The organism is Novosphingobium sp. TH158 (assembly GCF_002855555.1).
GTDB lineage: Bacteria > Pseudomonadota > Alphaproteobacteria > Sphingomonadales > Sphingomonadaceae > Novosphingobium.
The window spans coordinates 1,122,718-1,147,719 of record NZ_PKRT01000001.1; the positions used below are offsets into that span (position 1 = coordinate 1,122,718).

Consider the following 25,002-nt stretch of genomic DNA (forward strand, 5'->3'; position numbering starts at 1 on the left):
GCAAGGTGCTCAGTCTTCTTCGGCAATCGTTACGCGCAGGCCGTCAAGCGCGTCCGACATCTTGACCTGGCACGAAAGCCGCGAGCCTTCGACGCGATGGTCGGAGCTGTCGAGCAGGTCGTTCTCGTCTTCGCTCATCGGCGGCAGCTTGTCGGCAAAGGCCGGATCGACCACGACATGGCAGGTCGCGCAGGAGCAGCAACCACCGCACAGGGCCAGCAGTTCATCGAAACCGTTGTCGCGGATGGCTTCCATCACGGTGTAGCCGTTCTTCACTTCGACTTCGGTTTCCGCGCCTTCACGGTTGACGATAACAAGCTTGGCCATTGCTGTTTCCTTTGGTTTCGCGGCCCGGTTGCGGGCTTTGGCGGCGCTGCTAATGAAGCACGGTGGCTTTGGCAAGATATGAGAGGGAATAGCGCATGGGCCTGAGCGCCGAAGCGATCCGCACGGGGCTTGAAGCCATTGCTGCCAGCGAACCGGGCTTTGCCCGCGCGCTTGCCATCGCAGGCTATCCCGAACCGAGGAGCCGCCCGCGCGGCTATGCCACCCTGTTGCGCACCATCGTCGGCCAGCAGGTGAGCGTTGCCGCCGCCGCATCGATGTGGCGCAAGCTTGAGGCGCATCTGGGCGAGAATGTCGATCCCGCCAGACTGCTCGCCAGCGACTTCGATGAACTCCGGGCTTGCGGTCTCTCCCGGCAAAAGCAGGGCTACGCCCGTTCGTTGTGCGAACTGGTCCTCTCCGGCGAACTGACCTTCGACGCCCTGCCCGACGACGACGAGGAAGCCATCGCGCTGCTCACCCGCATCAAGGGCATCGGCCGCTGGAGCGCCGAGATCTACCTGCTGTTTGCCGAAGGCCGGCCGGACATCTGGCCGGCAGGCGACCTGGCCGTGCAGGCCGGCCTGCACAAGCTGCTGGCGCTGGACGAGCGACCGACCGAAAAGCGCACCCGCGAACTGGCGGAAAGCTGGAGCCCCCACCGCGGTGCAGCGGCAATCTTCACCTGGCATTGCTACAACAACGCCGCGCTTTAGGCGGGAGAAACCTCCCTTCCGTAGCGGAATCGACAAGCCGCGCTCAATCGGCTTAGTCTTTGCCCAACGGGAGAGACGCACATGGAACGCAAGGCCATTTTCATCACCGGCGGCGGATCGGGCATCGGCCGCGCCGTCGCCATCTGGTTTGCTGCGCGCGGGTGGTTCGTCGGCATTGCCGACATTTCCGAAAGCGGCATGGCAGAAACGGAAAAGCTGCTGCCACCGGGGTCCTGCTCCACCCACAAGCTTGACGTGCGCGACCGCGAGGCATGGGACGAGGCGCTGGCCGCCTTCGCCAAGGCCAGCGGCGGACGGATCGACGTTCTGTTCAACAATGCCGGTATCGGCACCGGCGGAATGCTGGCCGATCTCGACAAGAACGAGATCGATACCCTGATCGCCATCAACGTTACCGGCGTGGTCTATGGCGCGCAGGCTGCCTATCCCTACCTGAAGGCTGCGGCACCGGGCTCTTCGCTGGTCAACACGGCAAGCGCGGCAGGCCTTTACGGATCGGGCGGACTGGCGCTCTATTCCGCCACCAAGTTCGCCGTGCGCGGCCTGACCGAAGCGCTCGACACCGAATGGGGCGAGGATGGCATTCACGTCTGTTCGCTGATGCCCAGCTTTATCGACACCGGTATCCTGGCCGGGCCGGCCAACAAGAAAACCAACATGACCAAGCGCGAAAGCGTGATCCGCGCGGGACTGGAATTCACGCCGGTGGAGGTGGCGGCGGAAACCGTATGGAATGCGGTGAACGGCGGCAAGACGCTGCATAACCTTGTCGGCAAGACGGCCAAGTCGATGGCCTTTGCCGCCAAGTGGATGCCCGGCAAGCTGCGCCAGCGCAGCCGGATGCTGATGAAGACGCGCACCGCGATGGAATGATGGCAGTTGCGCGGGGGCGATGCCCGGTGCCACGCCCTTCCCGCCCGCTGCGCTCCGTGCAAACTTCTCGCCACAAGACAATCGAGCGAGAGGATCCTGCCCATGGCGAAACCGCGTTTCCTGGCCCCATTGGCCGTGCTCGCAGCAGGCGCAGCAGCCATTCTGCCGCTGGTCGCGCGTGCCGAGCCGGCAGCCGCTCCGCCCGCGCCGCATTCGGCGGTGCCCGGATGGAACGAGCTGATCGGCAAGCTGGCGGACCTGCCTGACCGGATGCTTGCCCGCCTGCCCGATGCCATGCGCAACGATCCGCGCGTGCAGCAGGAAGTGGCGCGCCTGGCGCTCGAATCCCTCACCAGCCAGGGGCTGGAAGCGATCGGCGGGGATGCCGATGCACCGGAATTCCTGCCCGCGATCGGCTATGTCTTCAACATCGGCCAACCCAACGCCGATACCATCTACCGTTCCGCCCGGATCGACGGGGCAGGTTCCTACCGCCTGCGTGGCAAGGCCGGCTCACTCAATCAGGCGATCATCGCGCAGGTCGTGCCGCGCAATGCCGAAACCGGCGCGGGCCGCACCCACATCGACCTTGCCAAGGTGAAGACCGACAAGCAGGGCCGGTTCGACGTGCTGCTCAGCCGCGAAAAGCCCAAGGGCTACCGCGGCGAGTGGTGGGAACTGCGCCCGCAGGCATATCGCCTGATGATGCGCATGGTCAGCGCCGACTGGGCAAAGGAGCAGGCGCCGACGATCTCCATCGAACGGCTCGACAAACCTGTCGCCCGCCCACGCCGCACCGCCGCCGATCTGGAAGCCCGGCTGCGTGCCCTGCCCGCCATGGTCGACATGATGGCGCTGATGTTCATCGATCACGTCTCGAAGCTGCGGGCCGATGGCTATGTCAATCGCGTCAAGACCTTCGACATGACCAGCACGGGCGGGCTTGCCGGACAATTCTATTACGAAGGCGCCTATGACCTTGCCGACGACGAAGCCCTAATCGTGGAGAGCGACGTGCCCCGGACGTGCCGCTATCGCTCGCTGATCCTGACCAACGATCTGTACGAGACGACCGACTGGTACAACAACCACTCCAGCCTGAACCAGGCACAGGCCGCGCCGGATAAGGACGGGCGCCTGCGCATCGTCGTCGCCAATCGCGATCCGGGCGTGCCCAACTGGCTGGATACTGCCGGCCACAACCGGGGACTGCTGCAAGGGCGGTGGATGGAGTGCGACAGCCAGCCCGTTCCGACCGTGACCAAGGTCAAGCTGGTGGATCTGCGCCAGCACCTGCCCCCGGAAACCGGCACCGTTTCGCCGGAGCAGCGCCAGGAGATCATCCGCGCCCGCCGCGCCGCGCAGGTGCAGCGACCGATCTGGTAGGCAGTCCTACCAGCCTCCCGCGCGAAGGCGCGCAACCTGCTTGCGGGCCAGCGGGGTGAGGAACCGGGAAACTTCCGCTAACGGCACCTGCGCGTCCTCCGTGCAGGCCGCCATCACGTGCGGGAAGCTGGGGGTGAAGACAAAGCCGGTGCGGGTAAGGCCGATGCCCCACCAGTCCTGCTCGGCAGCCGCTTCGCGGCATTCGGCCTCGGGGGACTTGTAGCCCTTCAGGATCGCCGCCCGTATCGCCGGGGAAAGCTGCGAAACGGTCGATTCCGCCGTTTCTCCACCCGGTTTTACGGCCGAGCCAATGAACCAGCGGGCCAGGTCGACCCGGGTGCCGGTCTGCCGGTCCCACAGTTCGCGGCTATAGCCCCAGTCCGGATGCGCCCCGCCGCAATAGCCGCCAAAGGTCTGCTTGATCGACATGAAGGCCGGGGTCGCCCATTCGGGGTCGATCTGCTGGGTGTAATCGCCGTCCATCCCGTTCATGCTGATCGCGCCCTGCATGCACGAGATATAGTCCCCCCGCGCATCGGGCTGGTCAGGCTCGAGCCGCGCGGCAGCAATGATCGCCTTGTCGCCCGCCTGAACCGGAACAAAGGTGAAGCTGCGCATTGACACGTTCTCGAAATGGGCGGGCACCCGGTATTCCTGCATGGTATAGGCAAGGCCCGGCACCGTGGCGGGCTTTCCCTTCACCACCGGGGCTTGAATGCGAGGCGCGATAAAGGCGCGGCTGCCGCAGGCCTCTTCGCGGTCTTCCGCGCCGCCGACCGGCTTTAGCGACACGGGAAGAACCTTTCCGCTGCCCTTCCATTCGCCCCGGAGGGAGCCGTCTGTGGCAACCGAAACCGTCCACCTGCCACTTTCCGCGCCGCCTTTTCCGGCCTTCTCCACCCAGTCGCCACCATCATCGAACTCGAGCTGGATCAGTCGCTTGCCCGAAAGGTAGAAGTAGGCACCGCGGCTATAGCTGTCGCCGATGCGGGCGAAGCAGGCCTGCACCGGCAGGGTGCCGATGGTTCCCTTCCACACGCCTTGCCAGGCAGGCAGCGGAGCATCCTGGGCCATGGCGGGACTGGAGACGAGCAGGGCAACGGGGGCCAGCGCGCGCTTCACAGCATTTCCTCGATAGCCTTGGCCATGGCCGCATCGCGGGCGGAAAGCCCGCCGGCATCGTGGGTGGTGAGCGTGATGTTCACCCGGTTGTAGACGTTCGACCATTCGGGATGGTGATCCGTCTTTTCCGCATGGAGCGCAACGCGGGTCATGAAGCCGAAGGCCGCATTGAAATCGGCGAAGCGGAACTCGCGCTCTATGCCCTTGCCATCGGCGCTCAGGCTCCAGCCGGGGCATTCGGCAAGCAGGGCATCGCGCTCGGAATCGGTCAGGCGGGCAATCGGCATCAGGCGCACTCCTTGGCAGTGGCCCTGCTTTCCCCTAAGGCGCTGCCCCATGCAAGGGGCCAGTCTGACAGCACACGATCTCGCCTGCCAGCGCGGTGAGCGGCTGCTGTTTCGCGGGCTCTCGTTCGAACTCGCCTCGGGCGAGGCGCTGCGCGTTGCCGGGGCAAACGGCACGGGCAAGTCCAGCCTGCTGCGGATCATCGCCGGCCTGCTGCGCCCGCTGGTCGGCACCTGCGAAAGCCAGGGTCGCGTAGCCCTGCTTGATGAGCGCCCCGCGCTCGACCCGCACCTGCCGCTGGGCAAGGCTCTGGCCTTCTGGCAGCGGATCGACGGATGGCAACACCTGCCGCTTGAGCGGCTGGGCCTCGCCCGGCTGGAGGACGTGCCGGTGCGCTACCTTTCCACCGGCCAGAAAAAGCGTGCGGCCCTCGCCCGGCTGATGGGACAGGCCGCACCGGTCTGGCTGCTCGACGAGCCGCTTAACGGCCTCGATACGGCTGCGGTCGCGATGGTCGAGGCGCTGGTGGCGGAACATTGCGCCGGCGGCGGCATTGCCCTCGCCGCATCGCATCAGCCCATGCGCCTGCCGGGCGAACGCACGCTCGACCTTGCGGAGTTCCGCGCATGAGCCGTCCTCTGCTCGCCATCCTGCGCCGCGACATCGGCCTTCTGCTGCTGGGCGGAAAGCGCGGCGGCACGCTGCTGCCGCTGCTGTTCTTCCTTGCCGTGGCCATGCTGTTTCCCTTTGCCGTCGGGCCTGATCCAACCTTGCTGGCGCGCACTGGCGGCGGGGTAATCTGGGTGGCGGCCCTTCTCGCCGCGATCCTGCCGATCGACCGGCTGGTGGAACCCGACATCGAGCTTGGCCTGTTCGACCAGTGGGCCCTGCGCGGCATTTCGGAAGAGGCGGTGATGGGCGTGCGGATCCTTGCCCACTGGATCAGCTTCGGCCCGCCGCTGATGCTCGCCGCCCTGCCCGCCGCCGCCCTGCTGGGCCTGGACGGCGAAAAGCTGCGGCTGGTGGAACTGGGCCTGCTGGCCGGAACCCCCGGCCTCGCCGCGCTCGGCGTCATGGTTGCGGCCCTTACCGCAGGCCTGCGCGGCGGCGCGGCGCTGGGCGGCCTGCTGGTGGTGCCGCTTTCCGTGCCCCTGCTCGTCTTCGGCGCCGGCAGCCTTGCCATTGGCGGCGAAGGCGGGCTTGCCCTGTGCGGCGCGGCGAGCCTCGTCCTGCTGGCGATCGCCCCGTTTGCCGGTGCGGCTGCAGTGCGCGGCGCGCGCGGTTAGTAAGGCGGCTTGTCCAGCCCCTTCGGGCTCGCGGTAAAGATCTCGCAGCCGGTTTCGGTGATGCCGATCGAATGTTCGAACTGCGCCGAAAGCGAGCGATCGCGCGTTACCGCCGTCCAGCCATCGTCAAGCAGCTTCACCGGCGGCTTGCCAAGGTTGATCATCGGCTCGATCGTGAAGAACATGCCCGGCTTCAGTTCCGGACCGGTTCCTGCGCGGGCGGCATGGACCACCTCGGGCGCATCATGGAACAAGCGGCCAAGGCCATGGCCGCAGAATTCACGCACCACACCATAACGGTGCCCTTCGGCATGACGCTGGATGGCCGCGCCGATATCGCCGAGCCGCGCACCGGGCTTTGCCTGTTCGATGCCGAGCATCAGGCACTCGTAAGTCACCTCGACCAGCCTGCGCGCCTTCAGCGGCACGTCGCCGACAAGGTACATGCGGCTGGAATCGCCGTGCCAGCCATCGAGCAGCGGGGTAACGTCGATGTTGACGATATCGCCGTCCTTCAACGCCTTTTCGCCCGGAATGCCGTGGCAGACGACATGGTTGATCGAAACGCAGCACGAATGGGCATAGCCACGATAGCCCAGCGTCGCCGGCACCGCACCGCCATCCATCGTCAGCTTGCGGACCAGATCGTCGATCGCGCCGGTGGTCACCCCGGGCTTCACGAAAGTGGTCAGTTCATCAAGGATTTCCGCCGCCAGCCGACCGGCCTTGCGCATGCCCTCGAAGTGTTGCGGGCCGTGCAGCTTGATCGTGCCATCGCGCAGCAGGGTCTCATCGTCGGTAACGGTCTGGTACTGTGTCATGCAGCGCACATAGGCGCTTTGCGGCGGAATTGCGAGACACCGGCTGCCAAAGTCTGCGCCGAAAGGGATTCCCAGCCCGGCGATAGCGATCTATGCGTTTTCCATGATCGACAAGAATTCCCTGATCCAGCCCGATCGCGGCCAGAAGGCAACCGACATCCACCTCGTCTCCAAGGAGACTTATGCCGACTGGCTGAAGCGCCGATCACCGGCCCAGCGCGCCGCGCTTGGCGCGCAGAAGTTCGAGGGCGCGGGCTATGAATATGCGATCGTGCCCGACGGGGATGACTGGTTCGTGGTTTCCGGCGTCGCCAATCCCGACAGCCTGTCATCGTGGTGCATGGCCAAGCTGGCAGAGGCGCTGCCCGCAGGAACCTATCGCCGGGCCGGAGGCGATCCGGGCAAGGCCATGTTCGGCTGGGTGACGGGGCAGTACAGCTTTGACCGCTATCGTTCCGAACCCAAGGAAACCGGACCGCGCGTGCTTCTTTCAAAGCAGGTCAAGGATATCGATCCCGTCCTTGCCGAGGCATCGGCGGTGGAACTGGTCCGCGATCTGGTGAACACCCCGGCCGAGGACATGGGGCCGGCAGAGCTTGAAGCCGCCGCCGCATCGCTGGCGAAACAGTACCGCGCCGAACTGCACGTTACCAAGGGCGATACGCTGGAACGCGAATTCCCGATGGTCCACATGGTCGGTCGCGCTGCTGGTCGCGCCCATGCGCCGCGCATGATCGAACTGGAATGGGGCGATCCCAAGCATCCGCGACTGGCGATCATCGGCAAGGGGGTGTGCTTCGATTCCGGCGGTCTCGATATCAAGCCCAGCTCTGCCATGTTGCTGATGAAGAAGGACATGGGCGGCGCGGCCCATGCGCTGGCGCTGGCCGGGCTCGTGATGGGGGCGGGCCTGCCGGTGCGGCTCCACCTGCTTGTCCCGGCGGTGGAGAATGCCGTTTCGGGCAACTCCTTCCGCCCCGGCGACGTGCTTCGCAGCCGGGCGGGCATTTCGGTAGAGATCGGCAATACCGATGCCGAAGGCCGGCTGATCCTGGGCGATGCCCTGACCCGCGCCGGCGAGGCGAAACCCGACTTCATGCTGAATTTCGCGACGCTGACAGGCGCGGCGCGCGCGGCTCTTGGCCCGGACCTGCCGGCGCTGATGGCCCGCGAGGACAAGACCGCCGAGGCCTTGCTGAAGGCCGGGATCGATCATGACGATCCGGTCTGGCGCCTGCCGCTGCACAAGCCCTATGCCGAATGGCTCAAGAGCGACATTGCCGACATCAACAACAGCCATTCCAACGGCTTTGCCGGGGCATCGGTCGCCGGCCTGTTCCTTGACCGCTTCGTGCCGGAAGGGACGGACTGGGCGCACTTCGATACCTTTGCCTGGCGACCGGTAGCCAAGCCGGGCCGCCCCAAGGGCGGCGATGCGCTGGGCCTGCGCGCTGCATGGGCCATGCTCAAGACGCGCTATGGAGCCGATGCATGAGCCTTTCGGTAAAGATCCACGGCGCCGCGCGCACGGTGACCGGATCGTGCCTCGAATTTGCCGGCAGCAAGGGACGCCTGCTGGTCGATTGCGGCCTGTTCCAGGGATCGCGCACGCTTGAGGAGATGAACTTCGATCCCCGCGTGGAAAACGCCGCCGGGCTCGACGGGGTGATCCTGACCCATGCCCATATCGACCACAGCGGGCTGCTGCCCCGGCTGGTCCGCGATGGCTTTGCCGGGCCGATCTGGTGCACGCCCCAGACCGCCGAGCTGCTCGAATACATGCTCGCCGATTCCGGCCGTATCCAGGAGGGCGAGGCCGAGCGCATCAACCGCCGCCGCGACCGCGAGGGCGACAAGGCCATCGAGCCGCTTTACACCGAAGCCGATGCGCTGGAGGCCTGGGGCATGACCCGTCCGGTGGAGCTGGGCGAATGGTTCGAACCTGCTCCCGGCTTCCGGGCCCGCCTGTGGAACGCGGGCCATATCCTTGGCTCTGCCTCTGCCGAGATCGAGGCGAGCGGCGTTCGCGTCATGGTTTCGGGTGATGTCGGGCCTGATAACAAGGCCTTTCACCCCGATCCCGATGGCCCTTGCTGCTTTGACCATGTGTTCTGCGAAAGCACCTATGGCGACCGCGCCCGCGAGAAGCATTCGATTGCCGAGCGGCGTGAAATGCTTGCCGGCATCGTCAATGAATCGCGGGCGCGCGGCGGCAACCTCATCATCCCGTCTTTCGCGCTGGAACGGACGCAGGAACTGCTGCTCGACCTTGCCTGCCTTTCGCGTGACGGGCGGATCGGCAACGCCATGGTCTTTGTCGATTCCCCGCTGGCCAACCGGGCGACGCAGGTCTTCGCCCGCCATGTCGAAAGTCTGGAAGACACCGACGGCCTCAACGTGTTCGAAAGCCCGGCGATCCATTACGTCAACGACGTGTCAGAGTCCGTCCGGCTCAATTCGATCTCGGGTGCGATCATCCTTGCCGCTTCCGGGATGTGCGAGGCCGGGCGCATCCGCCACCACCTGATCCACAACCTGCACCGCCGCGATTCGACCGTGCTGTTCGTCGGCTTTCAGGCCGAAGGGTCACTTGGCCGGGTGATCATGGAAGGGGCAGAGCGGGTTCGCATTTCCGGGCGCGACGTGCTTGTGCGCGCGCAGATCCGCCGGATCGACAGCTATTCCGCCCATGCCGACCAGTCCGAACTGCTGGACTGGATCGCCGCGCGCGCGCCGATTGCCGGCTCGCTGTTCCTCGAACACGGGGAAAGCGGGGCAATCGATGCCCTTGCCGGTCTGGCGAAGGAGCGCGGCCTGGCACCATCGATCGTTGTCCCGGAAATCGGCGAGGCGTGGAAGCTGGAGCCGGCCAGTCCCGCCAGCCGCACCCGCACCGGCGGGCTTGAGGCGCGCAAGGCCGTGGGGCGAGACTGGCAGAACAGCTATGCCGAACTGGCAAGCAGCCTGAAGCAGCGCCTGCTGAAAATCCAGGATGCCGAGGCGCGAGAGCATGCCATCGCCGAAATGCGTGAAGTGCTGGATAGTTACGCGGCATTCCGCGAGACCAAGAAGGCCCGGAACAAGGGGCACCGGGCAAGGTGAAGGGGCGGCAAACTTGCCTCTGTCGCCGCCTTTGTATAAGCGCGCGCATCCACACGGGGAACGCCAGGGGACCTTTGCGAATTGTCCAGCCTAGACGCCAAGCTTGACGGGCGGAGCTTCGCCATGACCGGGCCGATGAAGATCGCCGATCCGGCGCACACGCCTGTGCGCGGAGACCTGGCACACATCCGCCTCGCCGGGCGTTATTTCGTGCCGCACTATGCTGTACCCGCTCTGCACCGGGTTGGTCCGGGCGGCGCGCAGCTGCTCTCTTCCGGGCGCAGCGATGCCGAGACGCTTGCCGAGCTGGCGGAAGGGAGCCTGTTCGAGGTGCTCGACATTGCCGGCGGCACTGCCTGGGGCCAGGCGGGCGGCGAGGACGGACCGGTTGGCTATGTCCCGCTTGAGCAACTGCGGCCCGAGGCATGAGCACGCGGGTTTTCATCGACGGTGCGGCCGGCACCACGGGCCTTGAAATCCTGGAGCGGCTTGCCCCGCGCAACGAGTTCGAGCTGATCGTCCTCGACGATGTCCAGCGCAAGAGCGCCGATGCCCGCCGCGATGCCTATCATGCTGCGGATTTCGCCGTGCTCTGCCTGCCCGACGATGCCGCCAAGGAAGCGGTTGCCCTGGCCGAGGGCAGCAAGGTGCGCATCATCGATGCCAGCTCTGCCCACCGCGTTGCCGATGGCTGGACCTATGGCTTCCCCGAAATCGTGGGGCGTGAGGCGATTGCCGATGCCGTTCGCGTCACCAATCCCGGCTGCTACCCCAGCGGCTTCATCGCGCTGGTCGCCCCGCTGGTCAGGGCGGGCCTGCTTCCGGCTGACTGGCCCTATACCGTCAATGCCGTTTCCGGCTATTCGGGCGGCGGCAAGGCGCTGATCGCCCGGTTCGAGGAAGATCGCGACATCGCATTCCGCGCCTATGGGCTTGGCCTTGGCCACAAGCACGTGCCGGAAATGCAGAAGCTGGTCGGCCTTTCCCATCCGCCGCTGTTCGCACCCGCCGTTGTCCCTGCCCATCGCGGCATGATCGTGGAAGTGCCGGTGCCGCTATCCGCCATGCCGATGGCCGGATCGCCTGAGGTGCTGCGCCTGGCGCTGGTCGATTTCTACACCGGCAGTGCGGTTGTCACCGTGCGTGACGATCGCCCGGACGAGCTGCTTCTGCGCGGATCGATGGCACCGTCGGACAAGCTTGAGCTCTGGGTGTTCGGCGCCGCCGACGGTTCGCAGGCCCGGCTGGTCGCCCGGCTCGACAACCTGGGCAAGGGTGCCAGCGGCGCGGCGGTGCAGAACCTCAACCTGATGGCCGGCCTGCCCGAGACCGCCGGCCTTTCGCTCTAGCCATGGATCCGAAGGCGCCGCCGATTTCCCCGGCTGGCCTTGCCGCCCTGCGCGCCCGCTACGATCACCTGCTTTCCACCGAACGCCCGGCGATTGTCGAGATCGTATCGTGGGCGGCAGGCAATGGCGACCGCAGCGAGAACGGCGATTACCTTTACGGTCGTAAGCGGATGCGCGAGATTGACCGCGAGCTTGCCTTCCTTGCCCGCCGGATGAAGGCGGTGCGCGTGGTCGATCCTGCCCGGCAGGAAGATCGAAACCGCGCCTGGTTTGGCGCAACCGTCACTATCGCCGACGAGGATGACAATCACCGTACCCTGACCCTGGTGGGCGATGACGAGCAGGATGCATCGTCCGGGCTGATCGGCTGGTCCGCCCCGCTGGCGCGCGCCCTGCGGGGTGCGTCGGTGGGAGACCTGCGCAAGGTACGCCTGCCCGGCGGCGAGAAGGAATGGGAAGTGATCGCCGTCACCTATCCCGAAGCGGCCTGACCATGGCAGAGATCGTCAACCTGCGGATGGCCCGAAAGGCACGCAAGCGCAGCGAAGATCAGGCCAAGGCAGACCGCAACCGCCTGCTCAGCGGGCGAACCAAGGCCCAGAAGGCAATCGAGCAGGCCGAGAATGTCCGCGCCCTGCGCGATCTGGAGGGCCATAGGCGCGACCCGGAATGAGCCGCGCCTGCCGGCATTCATCCCTTTCGCACAACAGCATTTCTTGCCATGAGGCGCGCACCATGCTGCGCCGCCTGACTTTCCTGCTCATCCCCGCCGCGCTCATTGCTGCCCCTGCCCTCGCGCGGGACAGCCTGGGGGTCTATGGCGACTGGGCGGCCTTTCGCGATCCGAACGTGCCGCGCTGCTATGCCATAGCCATGGCCCGGCCTTCCCGGCTTGAGCGACAATTCCAGCCCTATGCCGCCATCGGCACCTGGCCGAAAAAAGGTGAGCGCGGGCAGGTCCATTTCCGCCTCTCGCGCAATCTGGCCCCGCAAGCGCGGATCCTGCTGTTCGTCGGCGGCCAGCGTTTCGACCTTACGGGCGGCGGCGGCGATGCATGGTCGGTGGACAAGCGGATGGACGCCGCCATTGTCGCCGCCATGCGGTCTGCCGGCGAGATGACGGTCAGCACCCGCGATGCTGCGGGCCGCGCCTTTTCCAACAGCTACAGCCTTGCCGGCGCAGCCACCGCGATGGACGCGGCGCAGATCGGTTGCGCCGGAATTCGCTGAGGCAACCCGCGCACTGGCCAAAAGGCCCGGCAATCCCTATGTGCGCGCCTATGGCCGATACTGCATTCATGTCGATTCCGGGAATGATCGATCCCGTCCCCACCCCGCGCGAGGTTACCCCGCGCGAGGACGGTCGTGTTGATCTGCTCGGCCTGCCAAGGAAGGCGATCGCCGCCTTGTTCGAAGCGGCAGGGCTTGATGCCAAGGCGGCAAAGCTGCGCGCCAAGCAGGTCTATCACTGGCTCTATCACCGCGGCGTGACCGATTTCGAGGCGATGACCGACATCGCCAAGACCATGCGCCCCTGGCTGGCGGAGCGCTTTGTCGTCGGTCGTCCCGAGGTCGTGCTCGCCCAGCATTCGAGCGACGGCACCCGCAAGTGGCTGCTGCGCACGGCGGACGGGCATGAGTTCGAGATGGTCTTCATCCCCGATGCGGACCGGGGCACGCTTTGCGTGTCCTCGCAGGTGGGCTGCACGCTCAACTGCCGGTTCTGCCACACGGGCACCATGCGCCTTGTCCGCAACCTGACCCCCGGGGAAATCGTCGGGCAAGTGATGCTGGCGCGCGATGAGCTGGGCGAATGGCCGCGCGGCGGCGGCACCATGGCCGGGCTGGACGAGGTAGAGGACGAGGATGGCGGCGGCTACTCGCCCGATGGCCGCCTGCTGACCAACATCGTGATGATGGGCATGGGCGAGCCGCTGTATAACTTCGACCATGTCCGCGATGCGCTGAAGATCGTCATGGACGGTGATGGCCTTGCCCTGTCCAAGCGCCGCATCACGCTGTCCACTTCGGGTGTCGTGCCGATGATGGCGAAATGCGGCGAGGAGATCGGCGTCAATCTTGCCGTCTCGCTCCACGCCGTCTCGAAGGAAGTGCGTGACGAGATCGTGCCGATCAACCGCAAGTACGGCCTTGAAGAACTGCTCCAGGCCTGTGCCGACTATCCCGGCGCATCGAACGCCCGCCGCATCACCTTCGAATATGTGATGCTGAAGGACAAGAACGACAGCGACGAGGACGCGCGCGAACTGGTGCGGCTGATCAAGAAGTACAAGTTGCCCGCCAAGGTGAACCTGATCCCGTTCAACCCATGGCCCGGTGCGATCTACGAATGCTCCACGCCCGAGCGCATCCGCCGTTTCAGCGAGATCGTGTTCGAAGCGGGCATCAGCGCCCCGGTCCGCACTCCGCGCGGGCGTGACATCGATGCCGCCTGCGGCCAGCTCAAGACCGCAGCCCAGAAGATGAGCCGCGCCGAACTGGACCGGCTGGCAGAGGAAAAGCAGGCCGCGCTCGGCTGATCGCGTTTGCCGGGCGCCCTGTCCCCGACGGCAATCGGACGTTCAGCAAGCCTGGCAAATGTGGTTCGCCTGATCGCATTCAAGACAGGAGGACTGCCCGTGCTGCGCCATTCGATCTGCGCCTTGTCACTCGCCACCCTTGCCCTTCCCACGGCAAGCGCCCTTGCCCGTCCGCCATCATGGGCACCGGCCCACGGCTATCGCGCCAAGAGCGGGGCCATCGCCTATCGCACAACCGACAACGGCATCCGTTACTGGCAGGGATCGGACGGCCGCTATTACTGCAAGCGCGGCAATGGCACGACCGGCCTGCTGATTGGCGCGGCGCTGGGTGCGCTTGTCGGGCGCGCCATCGACACGCGCGGAGAACGCGTTACCGGCACGGTCCTGGGCGGCGTGGCCGGTGCGGTGATCGGGCGCGAGATCGATCGCGGCCCCACCCGCTGCCGCTGACAGGCCAATCGTTTCACCATGTTGCGCCCGCACGGCTTGTCGCGCGGGCGGCACGGCCTGACTCTTAGGAGGCGGCAGGCGGCACGATTTGCCTTAGATTCCCTTCGCTTCGTCCATGCGAAAGGATCGCCCATGCGCAAGTCGCTTCTCGCCCTCTCCCTCGCCGCTTCCGCCTCGCTGTCGAGCCCGCTCGCCGCAGCCGAACCGCCGCTGTACAATTTCGGCACCAACAGCAGCCAGAGCCAGGCGACGACCAGCAGCAACCAGATCGCCTATGACGAGAACGGCAACTATGTGACGCCGCAGACGCTGGGCAAGTCTGACAAGATCTGGCTGGACGAGGACGGACAGTACCGCTGCAAGCGCAAGAACGGCACGACCGGCCTTGTCATTGGCGCCGCCCTTGGCGGGTTCCTGGGCAACCGGATCGCCGGACGGGGCAACCGCACGCTGGGCACGATCGTCGGCGCGGTGGGTGGCGGCCTGCTCGGCCGCTCGCTCGATCGCGGCGAGGTGAAGTGCCAGTAAGCCGCTAAGCCGGACATCAGGCGGGGGGCGTCAGGTCCCCGCCGGCCGAAACCATCCGCACCCGGCCACCGATCCACACGCCCTCGTCGTCCTGGCTGGCATGGACCAGCCCGTCGGCGCCCGTCTTGCGGCCTTGTGCAGCAAGATAACTGCCCCGCGCGAGCCCGGTGGCGAACAGGTGCATGGCCACCCCGGCGTTGAAGCTGCCGGTAACGGGATCTTCCGCCATCTGTCCGGTGCCCTTGGCAAAGAAGGCGCGCAATTCCCAATCGGCCGCGCTGCCCGCCGGACAAGGCCCGGCCAGCCCGACATCGGTTCCCGGCGCCGCCTTTGCAGCCGGTTCGGCGGCAAGCACGGCCTCGGCACTGTCCAGCCGCAGCAGCACCCAATTGGGACCATTGGCAACATGCACTGCTTCCACCACTCGCGCCGGGTCCGCGCCAGAGACGCGCAGCGCTTCGCCAAGTTCCGCTTCGGACAGCGGTCCGCTTCGCACGAGCGGCGGTGCGCGGAAGCCCAGCCTGTCTCCATCCTGCCGCACCTCGACCAGGCCGACACCGCATTCCTGCACGATCCGGCCGGGCCGTTTTGGCGTACCGCCCGCCGCGAGCCAGGCATGGGCGCTGCCGAGCGTGGGATGACCGGCAAACGGCAGTTCACCGGCCGGGTAGAAAATGCGCACCCGGTAATCGGCCGCCGGATCGCTTGGCGGCAAAAGGAACGTAACTTCCGAAAAGCCGAGCCAGCGGGTGATCGCCAGCATCTGCTCCGGGCTCAGTTCGCCGCCGCCATGCACCACGCCCAGCGGATTGCCGCTGAGCGGGCCGGAGGCGAACACGTCCACGAGATCGAGTTTCACGGCATTATCCCTTCAAAACCGCTGCGGCGCTCTTCCTTGGGCCGCAGGCTTATGCTCCAAGGCCCGCATGGCCAAGGATAAACCCGCCGTCCTGATCACCGGAGCCGCGCGCCGCATTGGCGCGACGCTGGCACGCGCCTTCGCCGCACAGGGCTGGCACGTGGTGATCCACCATGGTTTCTCGCACAAGGCCGCCGAAGCGCTGGCCGCCGAACTGCCTTCGGCCGAAGTGGTGCAGTGCGACCTTGCCGATGGCGATGCGGCAGAGGCCATGGTCGAGGCCATCGCTGCCCGCCTGCCGGACTGGCGCGTGCTGGTAAACAACGCCGCCGTATTCAACGAGGATGGCGCGGAACGCATCGATCCCGCCGTCTTTGCCGAAGCCATGGCTGTCAATGCCGCAGCCCCAGCCCGCATGGCACAGGCTTTCCTGCGCTCGGCGAGGTCCGCGGGCGGACGCCGGGTGATCCAGTTCACCGACATGAAGGTGGAAAATCCCAACCCGGATTTCTTTTCCTATACCATGGCCAAGAATGCGCTGGCCGCATCGGTGCGCACCCTTGCCATGGCGCAGGCGAGCCCCGCCGATCGCGTCTATGGCCTGGCCCCGGGCGCCATGTTGCCCAGCCACGACCAGGTGGACGAGGAGCATGAGCTTTCCGGGCGGATGAACCTGCTCCGTCGCCTTACCGATCCGCAGGAGCTGGCCGATGCCGCCCTGTTCCTTGCCGAAGGATGGCTGGCCAGCGGGGAGAGCCTGTTCATCGATTCCGGGCAGCACCTGCTATCCCAGCCGCGCGACGTGCTTTACCTGGCGCGCGGGCTTTCCTAAGGGCCGCCGATGCTTGAAGCCCTGCTGACCTCCACCGCCGTCGTCGCGCTCGCCGAGATCGGCGACAAGACCATGCTGCTCGCCATCGTGCTTGCCGCCCGTCTGCGCGCGCCCTGGCAGATCGTGGCGGGCATCTTCGTGGCGACGATCCTGAACCACGCACTTGCCGCGCTGGTCGGGCGCGAAGTGGCGGGGCTGGTTGAATCGCAAGGCTTCCGCATTGCCGTGGCGCTGGGTTTCATCGCTATGGCCGCCTGGACACTGGTGCCCGACAAGCTTGATGATGACGAGGATGCCGCCGTCCGCCAGCGCGGCGGTGCCTTCCTCACCACGCTCGTCTCGTTCTTCTTCGTCGAGATCGGCGACAAGACGCAGGTGGCCACCATTGCCCTTGCTGCCCATTACCGCGATGTCCTGACAGTCGCGGCGGGCACCACGCTGGGCATGATGATCGCCAATGTCCCCGCCGTCTTCCTGGGCGAGGAACTGGTGAAGCGCGTGTCGCTGAAGGGAGCGCGCATTGCAGCCGCGGCGCTTTTCCTCGTCCTCGGCCTCTGGCAACTCGCCTCGGCGCTCGGGTGGACCGGTTGAACCGCAGCCCCTTGCCATGACGGGCAATCGGCATAGGATTTATCCCTATGTGGCTGCTCGACAAGATGCTCCGCGCGCTGGTCCGCAAGGGTCGGCTGGTCCTTACCGATCATGACGGCAGGGAATACGCTTACGGTGAGCCCGATGCGCCGGCGCTGCGCATCCGCCTGACGGACAAGGGTGCGGCCCTCCACATCGCCCGGGATCCCCGCGTCGGCACCGGCGAGGCCTATATGGACGGCCGGCTGGTGATCGAGCCGCCACACGACGTGCGCGACTTCATCCTGTTCATCATGAGCCAGGGTTCCGCCGATTCCGTCGCCCCGCGCAATCCGCTGCGCCGTCTGGCCGACCGGATCGGATCGAAGCTCGACCAGAACAACTACCGTGCCCGCGCCCGCCAGAATGTCGAGCATCATTATGATCTTACGCGGCGGTTTTATGAGCTGTTCCTCGATTCCGACCGCCAGTACACCATGGCCTACTGGCGCGATGCCCAGGGCACGCTTGAGCAGGCGCAACTGGCCAAGAAGGCGCTGATCGCCGCAAAGCTGCGGATCGAGCCGGGCCAGGGTTCCGGAATGCGGGTGCTGGACATCGGTTCCGGCTGGGGCGGCTTCGGGCTGTTCCTCAACCGGCATTATGGCTGCGAAGTGCTCGGCGTCAGCCTTGCGCCAGACCAGGTGCGCTTTGCCAATGAACGGGCGCAAGCCGCGGGCGTGGCCGACGAGGTGAAGTTCGAACTGATCGACTATCGCGACGTCAACACCCGGTTCGACCGGATCGCCAGCGTCGGCATGTTCGAGCATGTCGGGCTGAAGAACTACGACGAGTATTTCGCCAAGACCTGGGACCTGCTGGAGCCGGACGGGGTGATGCTCACTCACACCATCGGGCGCACGAAGCAGGCGGGCGCGACGGACAAGTGGAACCGCAAATACATCTTCCCCGGGCACTACCTGCCGGCAGCCAGCGAAATGTCTGCCGCGATCGAGCGTACCGGCTGGGAAATCTCCGACCTTGAGGTGATGCGCTATCACTACGCCCTGACCCTCGCCGAATGGTACCGCCGCACCACGATGCACCGCGAGGAGATCGAAAAGCTCTACGACGCGCGCTTCTTCCGCATGTGGCAGTTCTACCTCGCGGGGGCGGAACAGGGTTTCCGCCATGGCAACCTGGTCAATTTCCAGTTCCAGACCGTGAAGCGGCGCGACGCCGTGCCCATGACGCGGGACTATATTGAGGCAGAGATGCTGCGCCTGCTTTCGCTGGAAGAAGCTCCCGAATGGCATCTGGAACGACAGGCCGCCGAATAGCTGCAGGTTTCGCTGTGCCGTTCCGGGAATCTCGGTCTTTGGCGCGTTTACAGTAGTTGACATCTTCTTAACACAGGCAGAGGTTCTGCCCAACCGACCGCCAGAGTCGGTTTGAATAATGGTCGCCTCCGAATTCGATATTCATTTCGAGAGGAACGTCCCCATAAAAAGATTTGTATCCGCCGTCGCCGCGCTTGCGCTCGTTGCCCCGCTTTCGGTTGCCTATGCTGCGCCCGACAAGCCGCTTAACGCTGCAACCCCCTTGAACGGCACGGAGTGCATCGTCCGCGCCGGCGAAGACTCCCCCTACCGCTTTGACGCGGCCTGCGAGTGGCACCGTGTCGTGAAGCGCGACAAGAATGGCGCGCTGGTTTTCTTCCACTATCAGGACAAGGGCACCCTCCAGCCCGGCCAGACCGCACCCGACCGCGCAGTGAAGATCGAGCTGGTTGACCAGACCTGGGGCGGCCTGCCCTGCACGGGCAGCGAAGTCATCACGCCTGATGGCAACTATGCCTCCAACCTGAAGTGCAGCAACTGACGCTTCGCTTGATCCGGGAGCCATAGCTCCCCGCAAGGGCCCGGTCCGGTGGTTTGCGCTGCCGGACCCGCCATTGCGGCGTCGCCGATCGAGGCATCCTGCCGATGAACGTCACGCGTCACATCGCCGTACGCAGAGCAGTGGTGGCCACCCTTTCCGCCACCTGCCTGACCGCGAGCGGGAATGCAGCCCTGGCGCAGACGGCGATTCAATCGGACGCGCCGGTGCCGACAGCGTCGATGCCTGCGGGGGACCTCTTCTTCGAGCCCGCCTTCAATGCCGGACAGGAATGCGGCAGCCTTGGCGCCGGCATTTCGACTGCCGCGATCGGGCCGGGATGCCCTTGGGCGAACACCTCGCTAGGCCTCAACATCGGCCGCCGCATCGCCCTGCCCGAGGGCGAAATCACCGTGAAGATCGGCTTTGCCCGCAGCAACGACGCGGCCCTTTCGCTCGATCGGCAGTTGCGGCAATCGAGCCCGGCGCGGATAGCCGAAAACACCCTGATGGCTCTCGGCAGCGAAGCCCGGCTGTTCGATGGCCGGCTGCGGCTGACCAGTGACCTTGGCTGGAGCCAATCCTGGGAAAGCGACATTGCACCTTCGCCCCAATGGCGCGGGCGCTATGCGCGGGAAAGCGGCTTTTCCCAGCGGCACGGGTTTGAATGGACCGTGATTGAACGCCCCCGCCTGCGCTGGAAAATCGATGGCTCGATCGCGCGTGCGAGCGAGGATTACCGCACCGGCAGCATTTATGGCGTTGGCGGCCTGCTGATGGGCGACGGCGACATGGACCGGCTCGCCACCCGGCTCGATATCGGCCGCTGGAAGCTGCGCGCCTCGCTGGCGGACATGCGAACCATCGCCTCACAGAACGCCACGCGAAAGGCCTCGCTGGGCTTCGGCGGGGTGACTCTTGCCTTTACCGGCCGCGAGGGCCGCACCCTGCCGTTGCGGCAATTTTCCGTGACGCCCACCCGGACAAACGGCACCAGCCTCGCGCTCGAATTCGATCTCTTCTCGCTCGCCCCGACGCTGGCCATGCAGGACAAGGGGCTGGCAGTGCTGTTGCCGCGCCAGCTTTCCGTGACGCGCAGCCACCGCGAGCTGTCGCGGCCAACCAGCCGGTCACGCCCGCTGACGCATCGCTCCGCCCTGGGCCTGTTCGGCATGTGGACCACCCCGCTTGGCGATACATTGGTCGATTTCGAGCGGGACCGGTTGAGCGACCCGGCCGGCAACCGGCTGGAAACGGCGAGCCAGCTGCTGGTTACGCACAGCGTCCGCATCGGGGGATGGAGCGTCAATGTCGACCTGCTCTCGCTCCGCACCCGCGCTACGGGCGGCGATGATGACGCAACGCTCTATTACAGCGCCGGTATTGCCCGCACTTTCGCAAACGGTGCCCGGCTGAAATTCGAACTGGGCCGCGACACGCAAAGCTTCGGCGGCGCGGACAGCGAATTCACCCTGCGCGACAAGAGCCACCGGGCCAAACTGGAACTCGATCTCTCCACACCCTTGCAAAAGCGGCTGGCCAATCCCTCCGTTCGCTTGACGATCGGCACCCAGATCCGCCTCAACCGATCGCGCTATCAGCTGCGCTTCCTTGACGAAGTGGTGGATGAAAACAGCGAAGGCTATGCCCGGCAGGGGCTGCTCGCTTCGTTCGGCTACCGTTTCTGACACTTGACGGCGGTCCGGCAGGGCAAGTCTCAGCCGAAACAATTGCGCACCCGCCCCGCCCCTGTTACCGGCGCGCAACCTTTTTGGGCGCGATTCCCTGGAGCCTTTGACCATGTCCGACATCAAGCGCGTCGTCCTTGCCTACAGCGGCGGCCTCGACACTTCTGTGATCCTCAAGTGGCTGCAGGTCACCTATAACTGCGAAGTGGTGACCTTCACCGCCGATCTCGGCCAGGGTGAAGAGCTGGAGCCGGCGCGCGCCAAGGCCAAGCTGATGGGCGTTCCCGACCACCACATCTACATCGACGACCTGCGCGAGGAATTCGTCCGCGATTTCGTCTTCCCGATGATGCGCGCCAATGCCCGCTACGAAGGCGATTACCTGCTGGGCACCTCGATCGCCCGCCCGCTGATCTCCAAGCGCCTTGTCGAAATCGCGCACGAAACCGGTGCCGATGCGGTTGCCCACGGTGCCACCGGCAAGGGTAATGACCAGGTGCGTTTCGAACTGTCGGCCTATGCGCTCGATCCCTCGATCAAGGTCATCGCGCCGTGGCGCGAATGGGACCTGACCAGCCGCACCGCGCTGATCGACTGGGCCGAAAAGCACCAGATCCCGGTCCCCAAGGACAAGCGCGGCGAAAGCCCCTTCTCCACCGACGCGAACCTGCTGCACACCTCTTCGGAGGGCAAGGTGCTGGAAGATCCGTGGGAAGAAACCCCGGACTATGTCTATTCGCGCACGGTGAACCCCGAGGACGCGCCCGATGCGCCGGAATACATCACCATTGACTTCGAAAAGGGCGATGGCGTCGCACTGAACGGCGTCGCCATGTCGCCGGCAGCCCTGCTGACCGCACTGAACGACCTTGGCCGCAAGCATGGCATCGGCCGGCTCGACCTCGTCGAGAACCGCTTCGTCGGCATGAAGAGCCGCGGCATGTACGAAACCCCGGGCGGCGAGATCTACGCCCGCGCTCACCGAGGCATCGAGAGCATCACGCTGGACCGCGGTGCTGCCCACCTCAAGGACGAGCTCATGCCCAAGTATGCCGAGCTCATCTACAACGGCTTCTGGTTCGCGCCCGAGCGCGAGATGCTGCAGGCGGCGATCGACCTCAGCCAGGAAAAGGTTTCGGGCACGGTCCGCGTCAAGCTGTACAAGGGCCAGGCTTCGGTTGTCGGCCGCAAGAGCCCCAACAGCCTCTATTCGGAACGCCACGTCACTTTCGAGGATGACGCAGGCGCTTACGACCAGAAGGACGCTGCGGGCTTCATCAAGCTGAACGCGCTGCGCCTGCGGCTGCTCGCCCAGCGCGACCGCTGAAGGCGTCAGCGCCGCTCCGGCGCTGCCTGACGGACCCGAATCGCAGCCTCGCTGCACTGCAACCAAAGATGTCCACCGCAAGGGCGGACTTATCCACTGCCGTCTGTCGCGGCTGTGGATAAGTTCGCCGAATCCCGCTTGTGCGACTCGGTCATCGGGCGCAGCCTCAAGTCATCGGAAGGGTGCTTCTGGAGGACGGGATCAGGAATAAACCCCTGAAAACGAACGAAAGAAAGCAACCTGAAGATACGGCGGCGATGCCCGCAGCAGTATCGGAAAACACGCCTCGCAAGTTCCCCCCGGAATAAGCTGGCGAACCGCAGATGCAGCGAATGGCGCGCCGACGGACTGACCGGTTTCGCGAGGAGCGAGGCGGCGGAGAAAGACAGGTCTTCGGACCAGCCAAGTAACCGCAGGCCGAGCACCAGAAGCCAGTCACGGAACCGCCAGGCGGGCTGGCGACGGTCGGCAGACTTTGCCTCAGGGCAAGCTATGCATGATCCGAGCCGCCCCCTGACGGGACCAGCACCGCCTCGGCGGAGCGGAAGTACGGCGACCGGTCGTGATGGATGAAAGTCCATGGCACCGCTGGCGGAGTCAGGCAAAGTCGACCAGATGCCGCAAGGCAAGGCAGGTGAGCAGGGGCCGGCAGCAATGCTGGCCCCTTTCCTTTGCGCGACAGCCCAGCGACTGCGCCCGCCCCCCCTTTGCGATTGCACTTGTCTGCCACTGCGCTAGGCTTCCGGCTTCCCGGCGACTGGCGGAGAATACCGCTGCGTCCTTGCAAGCAAAGGAATTTCCATGATCCGCAAATTGCTCCCCATCGCCGCGCTGGCTGCGCTTTCGGCCTGCGGCAAGGCCGATGGCGAACTCAATGCCGGCAACTGGAAGACGACGATGAAGATCACCAGCTTCGAGATTCCCGGCGCTCCTGCGGAAATGCAGGCCGCGATGCATGAGCGGATGAAGCTGATGATGACGCAGGGGCAGTCGATGGAAATGTGCATGACCGAGGCCCAGGCCAAGGCCGGCGTGCGGGACTTCTCGAAGAACGCCCAGCAGGGCGACTGCACGCTCGATCCCTATGAGCAGGGCGGCGGCAAGATGAGCGGTACGCTCAAGTGCAAGGCCGGCATGTTCGGCGCTGACGGCATGAAGATGGACGGCACCTATACCGCCGACAAGGTGGACATGAACATGGCGGCCGATATCCAGCAGCCTTCGCTTCCCGGCGGCAAGGCGACGATCAAGATGAACGTCGTTTCCGAACGCACCGGCGATTGCGCCAAGTAAGCGGAGCCAAGCCCTGATCCCGTGCCCCTCCCTCTGCGAGAGGGGCTATTTGCCGAGCTGTCCGCGCACCGCGCCCTTCGGGAACTCGGCGGTATGGACATTGACATACCAGCCTTCCGGCTTGGCAATGATCGGCTCCAGCTTGGCGGCGTCGACCGCCACGCACATGTCGCTGTCCTTGCCGGTGACTTGCAGGGTCACCAATGGTGCGCCGTCCGATCCCGCCTCGCCCTTGTGCACGTGCGCGGCAGTGAACTTGCCCAGTTTCTCGGTCCACAGGGTGTAGCAGAAGTCATTGCTCTCGGCGTCGATCTCGACGGAGAAACCCCCGCTGCCGTCAGGATCGCCGCCGGCCGTCTCGTTCGCGCCTGAAAGCGTTGCGGTCAGCTTCACCGGTGCAGCCAGCGTGGGGTTCGGCCCCAGCACCATTCCGGCCAGCGCCAGTGCAGCGGCAGCTCTTGTCTTCGTTCGGTCCATGTCCAGTCCCCTTGGCTGACAGGCTGGAGCCGACTCGGCGACCCCGCGCCCGTGCAATGGCATGAGACTACACCATTTCGCCGCGCTCGACATGATCCCGATCAAGCATCTCTTGCGGACCGGATTGTCTCCGGAACGGATGCTTTCCCGCCCCTTTATACGTAGTTCCACCGATTCCCGGCCCGGCAGCGCGCCAGCAGGCTCGGGCAATGTCGATCCTCTCGCTTCTTGCTGCAGTGACGACGCCAACGCTGCCCCCGTCGCACCTTGCCATCGCGCTTGCTGTCGCCGGCCAGGGCCAGCCCGGCTGCACCGCTTATCACCCGGACGGCAGCACCGGCCCTTGCCTGCCGCGCTTTGCGATACGCGGCGGCGGCGGCGTGAACGGGCAAAGCCTGGGAATGCAGATAACCTTCACGCGAGGAGCGACGACCCGGCTGACGCGCGACGAATTCGCCCTGCTCGCCGCGCACGAGGTTGCCCATAGCTACTTGGGCCACAACGGCTCCAGCCGCGAAGCGGAGCTGGCCGCAGACCGGCTGGGCGCGCAACTGGCCTGCCAGGCGGGCTTCGACCCGCAAGCCGGCACCGGCCTGTTCCGTTTCCTGCGGAGCGGATCGAAGCATCCCAAGGCCGAGCAGCGCCGCGCGGCAGTCCTCTCGGTCCCCTGCCCGCAGCGCTGAACCGGCGGCTTAGCGCGTCAGCTGGCCGCGCACCGCGCCGTTCGGGAACTCTGCATTGTGGACGTTGACGTAAAAGCCCGCGGGCGAACGCGCGATGGCGTGGGCAAGGTCCGTGGCGATCGTCGTGCAGGTTTCCGCCGTACCGTCACCAACCGTCAGCGGCGCTGCGACAGGGCCTGCCTCGGTGGCTGCACCGGTGTGGATGTGCGCGCCGGTGGCAGTGGCAATGCCGGAGACGACCAGCTTGTAGCAAAGCTCACCCTTCCCGGGGATCAGCCGCGCCGTGAAGCTGCCGGTGCCATCGGCGTCGCCGGGTCCCGGCACTTCCGCCCCGCCAGAGAGCGTGGCGGTCAGCTTCATGCCTGCGGCCCCATCCGGCTTGGCGTCCTCCGCGGCGAGTGGGGCGGCAAGCAGAAGCGCTGCTGCGGCAAGGGCGGCGTGCGAAACAGGGGTGGTTCTGGCAAACGAAATCATCGGCAGTTCTCCGAAAAGGCGGGCGCGCCGGATAGGCAGCGCCGGCCCGAGAACCGCGGATGGAGGCTGCTGTTCCGCCATTGAGGCGGGCTGGTCCACCGGGACGGCGGGCGGT

30 protein-coding genes are annotated in these 25,002 nt (G+C 65.8%); 23 read left to right on the forward strand and 7 right to left on the reverse strand.

All coding sequences use genetic code 11. The annotated features are described in order from the left end of the window. Positions 1-9: 9 nt before the first annotated feature. Positions 10-327 (reverse strand): 2Fe-2S iron-sulfur cluster-binding protein, encoded by a 318-nt coding sequence (locus C0V78_RS05580; RefSeq protein ID WP_101796810.1) that lies wholly within the window; start codon positions 325-327, stop codon positions 10-12. A gap of 95 nt (positions 328-422) precedes the next feature. Between C0V78_RS05580 and C0V78_RS05585 the strand changes: the two genes are divergently transcribed. The 3 genes from C0V78_RS05585 (at position 423) to C0V78_RS05595 (ending at position 3,320) form a co-directional block, all read left to right on the forward strand. Next, a complete protein-coding gene (locus tag C0V78_RS05585; RefSeq protein WP_101796811.1) occupies positions 423-1,040 on the forward strand; it encodes a DNA-3-methyladenine glycosylase in 618 nt (205 codons plus the stop codon). Positions 1,041-1,121: 81 nt separating this feature from the next. Continuing rightward, entirely contained in the window at positions 1,122-1,934 is an 813-nt protein-coding gene (locus C0V78_RS05590; RefSeq protein WP_101796812.1) for an SDR family oxidoreductase, read from the forward strand. A 102-nt stretch (positions 1,935-2,036) separates the two neighbouring features. Further along, positions 2,037-3,320, forward strand: a complete 1,284-nt coding sequence (locus C0V78_RS05595; RefSeq protein WP_144039842.1) for a DUF1214 domain-containing protein — start codon at positions 2,037-2,039, stop codon at positions 3,318-3,320. Between the two features lie 6 nt (positions 3,321-3,326). On the opposite strand, the gene C0V78_RS05600 is transcribed toward C0V78_RS05595, so the two are convergent. Both C0V78_RS05600 and C0V78_RS05605 read right to left on the reverse strand, forming a co-directional pair. Next, on the reverse strand, positions 3,327-4,442 hold the full coding sequence (locus C0V78_RS05600) for a hypothetical protein (protein WP_101796814.1): 1,116 nt from the start codon (positions 4,440-4,442) through the stop codon (positions 3,327-3,329). After that, on the reverse strand, positions 4,439-4,729 hold the full coding sequence (locus tag C0V78_RS05605) for a 4a-hydroxytetrahydrobiopterin dehydratase (protein WP_101796815.1): 291 nt from the start codon (positions 4,727-4,729) through the stop codon (positions 4,439-4,441). Before C0V78_RS05605 ends, C0V78_RS05600 begins: the two co-directional genes overlap by 4 nt. Before the next feature lie 49 nt (positions 4,730-4,778). Here C0V78_RS05605 and ccmA point away from each other — a divergent pair, with 49 nt between their 5' ends. Together ccmA and C0V78_RS05615 are read left to right on the forward strand one after the other, a co-directional pair. After that, positions 4,779-5,357 (forward strand): heme ABC exporter ATP-binding protein CcmA, encoded by a 579-nt coding sequence (ccmA, locus tag C0V78_RS05610; RefSeq protein ID WP_101796816.1) that lies wholly within the window; start codon positions 4,779-4,781, stop codon positions 5,355-5,357. Further along, on the forward strand, positions 5,354-6,013 hold the full coding sequence (locus tag C0V78_RS05615) for a heme exporter protein CcmB (RefSeq protein WP_101796817.1): 660 nt from the start codon (positions 5,354-5,356) through the stop codon (positions 6,011-6,013). The genes ccmA and C0V78_RS05615 overlap by 4 nt, the downstream gene beginning before the upstream one ends. On the opposite strand, the gene map is transcribed toward C0V78_RS05615, so the two are convergent. After that, complete coding sequence (gene map, locus C0V78_RS05620) at positions 6,010-6,834, reverse strand: type I methionyl aminopeptidase (protein ID WP_101796818.1); 825 nt, start codon at positions 6,832-6,834, stop codon at positions 6,010-6,012. The genes C0V78_RS05615 and map overlap by 4 nt on opposite strands. Before the next feature lie 103 nt (positions 6,835-6,937). Between map and C0V78_RS05625 the strand changes: the two genes are divergently transcribed. The 10 genes from C0V78_RS05625 (at position 6,938) to C0V78_RS05670 (ending at position 14,806) form a co-directional block, all read left to right on the forward strand. Continuing rightward, on the forward strand, positions 6,938-8,329 hold the full coding sequence (locus C0V78_RS05625; RefSeq protein ID WP_101796819.1) for a M17 family metallopeptidase: 1,392 nt from the start codon (positions 6,938-6,940) through the stop codon (positions 8,327-8,329). Further along, positions 8,326-9,936 (forward strand): MBL fold metallo-hydrolase, encoded by a 1,611-nt coding sequence (locus tag C0V78_RS05630; protein WP_101796820.1) that lies wholly within the window; start codon positions 8,326-8,328, stop codon positions 9,934-9,936. The genes C0V78_RS05625 and C0V78_RS05630 overlap by 4 nt, the downstream gene beginning before the upstream one ends. A gap of 81 nt (positions 9,937-10,017) precedes the next feature. Further along, a complete protein-coding gene (locus C0V78_RS05635) occupies positions 10,018-10,365 on the forward strand; it encodes an SH3 domain-containing protein (RefSeq protein WP_371514420.1) in 348 nt (115 codons plus the stop codon). Further along, on the forward strand, positions 10,362-11,285 hold the full coding sequence (gene argC, locus C0V78_RS05640) for an N-acetyl-gamma-glutamyl-phosphate reductase (protein WP_101796821.1): 924 nt from the start codon (positions 10,362-10,364) through the stop codon (positions 11,283-11,285). Before C0V78_RS05635 ends, argC begins: the two co-directional genes overlap by 4 nt. 2 nt (positions 11,286-11,287) lie before the next feature. Then, positions 11,288-11,776, forward strand: coding sequence for a GreA/GreB family elongation factor (locus tag C0V78_RS05645; RefSeq protein ID WP_101796822.1), 489 nt, complete (start codon positions 11,288-11,290; stop codon positions 11,774-11,776). A gap of 2 nt (positions 11,777-11,778) precedes the next feature. Continuing rightward, positions 11,779-11,958: a DUF4169 family protein gene (locus tag C0V78_RS05650; protein WP_101796823.1), complete on the forward strand. Its 180-nt coding sequence runs from the start codon at positions 11,779-11,781 to the stop codon at positions 11,956-11,958. A 62-nt stretch (positions 11,959-12,020) separates the two neighbouring features. Continuing rightward, positions 12,021-12,515 (forward strand): hypothetical protein, encoded by a 495-nt coding sequence (locus C0V78_RS05655; protein ID WP_101796824.1) that lies wholly within the window; start codon positions 12,021-12,023, stop codon positions 12,513-12,515. A gap of 50 nt (positions 12,516-12,565) precedes the next feature. Further along, complete coding sequence (rlmN, locus tag C0V78_RS05660) at positions 12,566-13,825, forward strand: 23S rRNA (adenine(2503)-C(2))-methyltransferase RlmN (protein ID WP_101796825.1); 1,260 nt, start codon at positions 12,566-12,568, stop codon at positions 13,823-13,825. Positions 13,826-13,924: 99 nt separating this feature from the next. Then, positions 13,925-14,278 carry a glycine zipper 2TM domain-containing protein gene (locus tag C0V78_RS05665; RefSeq protein ID WP_371514421.1) on the forward strand — a complete coding sequence of 118 codons (354 nt, stop codon included), beginning with the start codon at positions 13,925-13,927 and terminating at the stop codon, positions 14,276-14,278. A gap of 132 nt (positions 14,279-14,410) precedes the next feature. Continuing rightward, the gene (locus tag C0V78_RS05670) at positions 14,411-14,806 is read left to right on the forward strand and encodes a glycine zipper 2TM domain-containing protein (protein ID WP_101796826.1); all 396 of its coding nucleotides are present in this window, start codon (positions 14,411-14,413) and stop codon (positions 14,804-14,806) included. A gap of 16 nt (positions 14,807-14,822) precedes the next feature. On the opposite strand, the gene C0V78_RS05675 is transcribed toward C0V78_RS05670, so the two are convergent. Further along, on the reverse strand, positions 14,823-15,665 hold the full coding sequence (locus C0V78_RS05675; protein ID WP_101796827.1) for a PhzF family phenazine biosynthesis protein: 843 nt from the start codon (positions 15,663-15,665) through the stop codon (positions 14,823-14,825). 67 nt (positions 15,666-15,732) lie between these two features. Between C0V78_RS05675 and C0V78_RS05680 the strand changes: the two genes are divergently transcribed. The 7 genes from C0V78_RS05680 (at position 15,733) to C0V78_RS05710 (ending at position 23,253) form a co-directional block, all read left to right on the forward strand. Beyond that, positions 15,733-16,497, forward strand: a complete 765-nt coding sequence (locus tag C0V78_RS05680; RefSeq protein WP_101796828.1) for an SDR family oxidoreductase — start codon at positions 15,733-15,735, stop codon at positions 16,495-16,497. A 9-nt stretch (positions 16,498-16,506) separates the two neighbouring features. Continuing rightward, positions 16,507-17,088 (forward strand): TMEM165/GDT1 family protein, encoded by a 582-nt coding sequence (locus C0V78_RS05685; protein ID WP_101796829.1) that lies wholly within the window; start codon positions 16,507-16,509, stop codon positions 17,086-17,088. Between the two features lie 47 nt (positions 17,089-17,135). Then, positions 17,136-18,407, forward strand: coding sequence for a cyclopropane-fatty-acyl-phospholipid synthase family protein (locus C0V78_RS05690; protein WP_101796830.1), 1,272 nt, complete (start codon positions 17,136-17,138; stop codon positions 18,405-18,407). 118 nt (positions 18,408-18,525) lie between these two features. Next, a complete protein-coding gene (locus tag C0V78_RS05695) occupies positions 18,526-18,948 on the forward strand; it encodes a hypothetical protein (RefSeq protein ID WP_101796831.1) in 423 nt (140 codons plus the stop codon). A gap of 104 nt (positions 18,949-19,052) precedes the next feature. Then, entirely contained in the window at positions 19,053-20,633 is a 1,581-nt protein-coding gene (locus tag C0V78_RS05700) for a hypothetical protein (RefSeq protein ID WP_101796832.1), read from the forward strand. A 112-nt stretch (positions 20,634-20,745) separates the two neighbouring features. Then, positions 20,746-21,960, forward strand: a complete 1,215-nt coding sequence (locus tag C0V78_RS05705) for an argininosuccinate synthase (RefSeq protein ID WP_101796833.1) — start codon at positions 20,746-20,748, stop codon at positions 21,958-21,960. Between the two features lie 801 nt (positions 21,961-22,761). Beyond that, positions 22,762-23,253, forward strand: coding sequence for a DUF3617 domain-containing protein (locus C0V78_RS05710; protein WP_101796834.1), 492 nt, complete (start codon positions 22,762-22,764; stop codon positions 23,251-23,253). A gap of 45 nt (positions 23,254-23,298) precedes the next feature. On the opposite strand, the gene C0V78_RS05715 is transcribed toward C0V78_RS05710, so the two are convergent. Beyond that, the gene (locus C0V78_RS05715) at positions 23,299-23,730 is read right to left on the reverse strand and encodes a CHRD domain-containing protein (RefSeq protein ID WP_158241474.1); all 432 of its coding nucleotides are present in this window, start codon (positions 23,728-23,730) and stop codon (positions 23,299-23,301) included. Between the two features lie 209 nt (positions 23,731-23,939). Here C0V78_RS05715 and C0V78_RS05720 point away from each other — a divergent pair, with 209 nt between their 5' ends. After that, a complete protein-coding gene (locus tag C0V78_RS05720) occupies positions 23,940-24,413 on the forward strand; it encodes a hypothetical protein (protein ID WP_101796836.1) in 474 nt (157 codons plus the stop codon). Positions 24,414-24,422: 9 nt separating this feature from the next. Here C0V78_RS05720 and C0V78_RS14885 read toward each other — a convergent pair whose 3' ends face one another. Beyond that, complete coding sequence (locus C0V78_RS14885; protein ID WP_158241475.1) at positions 24,423-24,773, reverse strand: CHRD domain-containing protein; 351 nt, start codon at positions 24,771-24,773, stop codon at positions 24,423-24,425. Between the last annotated feature and the right edge of the window lie 229 nt (positions 24,774-25,002).

Bases quoted from the DNA above. Each gene is read 5' to 3' on its own strand.
- C0V78_RS05580 (WP_101796810.1), bottom strand. From the start codon at position 327: ATGGCCAAGCTTGTTATCGTCAACCGTGAAGGCGCGGAAACCGAAGTC.
- C0V78_RS05585 (WP_101796811.1), top strand. From the start codon at position 423: ATGGGCCTGAGCGCCGAAGCGATCCGCACGGGGCTTGAAGCCATTGCT.
- C0V78_RS05590 (WP_101796812.1), top strand. From the start codon at position 1,122: ATGGAACGCAAGGCCATTTTCATCACCGGCGGCGGATCGGGCATCGGC.
- C0V78_RS05595 (WP_144039842.1), top strand. From the start codon at position 2,037: ATGGCGAAACCGCGTTTCCTGGCCCCATTGGCCGTGCTCGCAGCAGGC.
- C0V78_RS05605 (WP_101796815.1), bottom strand. From the start codon at position 4,729: ATGCCGATTGCCCGCCTGACCGATTCCGAGCGCGATGCCCTGCTTGCC.
- ccmA (WP_101796816.1), top strand. From the start codon at position 4,779: ATGCAAGGGGCCAGTCTGACAGCACACGATCTCGCCTGCCAGCGCGGT.
- C0V78_RS05615 (WP_101796817.1), top strand. From the start codon at position 5,354: ATGAGCCGTCCTCTGCTCGCCATCCTGCGCCGCGACATCGGCCTTCTG.
- map (WP_101796818.1), bottom strand. From the start codon at position 6,834: ATGACACAGTACCAGACCGTTACCGACGATGAGACCCTGCTGCGCGAT.
- C0V78_RS05625 (WP_101796819.1), top strand. From the start codon at position 6,938: ATGATCGACAAGAATTCCCTGATCCAGCCCGATCGCGGCCAGAAGGCA.
- C0V78_RS05630 (WP_101796820.1), top strand. From the start codon at position 8,326: ATGAGCCTTTCGGTAAAGATCCACGGCGCCGCGCGCACGGTGACCGGA.
- argC (WP_101796821.1), top strand. From the start codon at position 10,362: ATGAGCACGCGGGTTTTCATCGACGGTGCGGCCGGCACCACGGGCCTT.
- C0V78_RS05645 (WP_101796822.1), top strand. From the start codon at position 11,288: ATGGATCCGAAGGCGCCGCCGATTTCCCCGGCTGGCCTTGCCGCCCTG.
- C0V78_RS05650 (WP_101796823.1), top strand. From the start codon at position 11,779: ATGGCAGAGATCGTCAACCTGCGGATGGCCCGAAAGGCACGCAAGCGC.
- C0V78_RS05655 (WP_101796824.1), top strand. From the start codon at position 12,021: ATGCTGCGCCGCCTGACTTTCCTGCTCATCCCCGCCGCGCTCATTGCT.
- rlmN (WP_101796825.1), top strand. From the start codon at position 12,566: ATGGCCGATACTGCATTCATGTCGATTCCGGGAATGATCGATCCCGTC.
- C0V78_RS05670 (WP_101796826.1), top strand. From the start codon at position 14,411: ATGCGCAAGTCGCTTCTCGCCCTCTCCCTCGCCGCTTCCGCCTCGCTG.
- C0V78_RS05680 (WP_101796828.1), top strand. From the start codon at position 15,733: ATGGCCAAGGATAAACCCGCCGTCCTGATCACCGGAGCCGCGCGCCGC.
- C0V78_RS05685 (WP_101796829.1), top strand. From the start codon at position 16,507: ATGCTTGAAGCCCTGCTGACCTCCACCGCCGTCGTCGCGCTCGCCGAG.
- C0V78_RS05690 (WP_101796830.1), top strand. From the start codon at position 17,136: ATGTGGCTGCTCGACAAGATGCTCCGCGCGCTGGTCCGCAAGGGTCGG.
- C0V78_RS05695 (WP_101796831.1), top strand. From the start codon at position 18,526: ATGGTCGCCTCCGAATTCGATATTCATTTCGAGAGGAACGTCCCCATA.
- C0V78_RS05700 (WP_101796832.1), top strand. From the start codon at position 19,053: ATGAACGTCACGCGTCACATCGCCGTACGCAGAGCAGTGGTGGCCACC.
- C0V78_RS05705 (WP_101796833.1), top strand. From the start codon at position 20,746: ATGTCCGACATCAAGCGCGTCGTCCTTGCCTACAGCGGCGGCCTCGAC.
- C0V78_RS05710 (WP_101796834.1), top strand. From the start codon at position 22,762: ATGATCCGCAAATTGCTCCCCATCGCCGCGCTGGCTGCGCTTTCGGCC.
- C0V78_RS05715 (WP_158241474.1), bottom strand. From the start codon at position 23,730: ATGGACCGAACGAAGACAAGAGCTGCCGCTGCACTGGCGCTGGCCGGA.
- C0V78_RS05720 (WP_101796836.1), top strand. From the start codon at position 23,940: ATGTCGATCCTCTCGCTTCTTGCTGCAGTGACGACGCCAACGCTGCCC.
- C0V78_RS14885 (WP_158241475.1), bottom strand. From the start codon at position 24,773: ATGAAGCTGACCGCCACGCTCTCTGGCGGGGCGGAAGTGCCGGGACCC.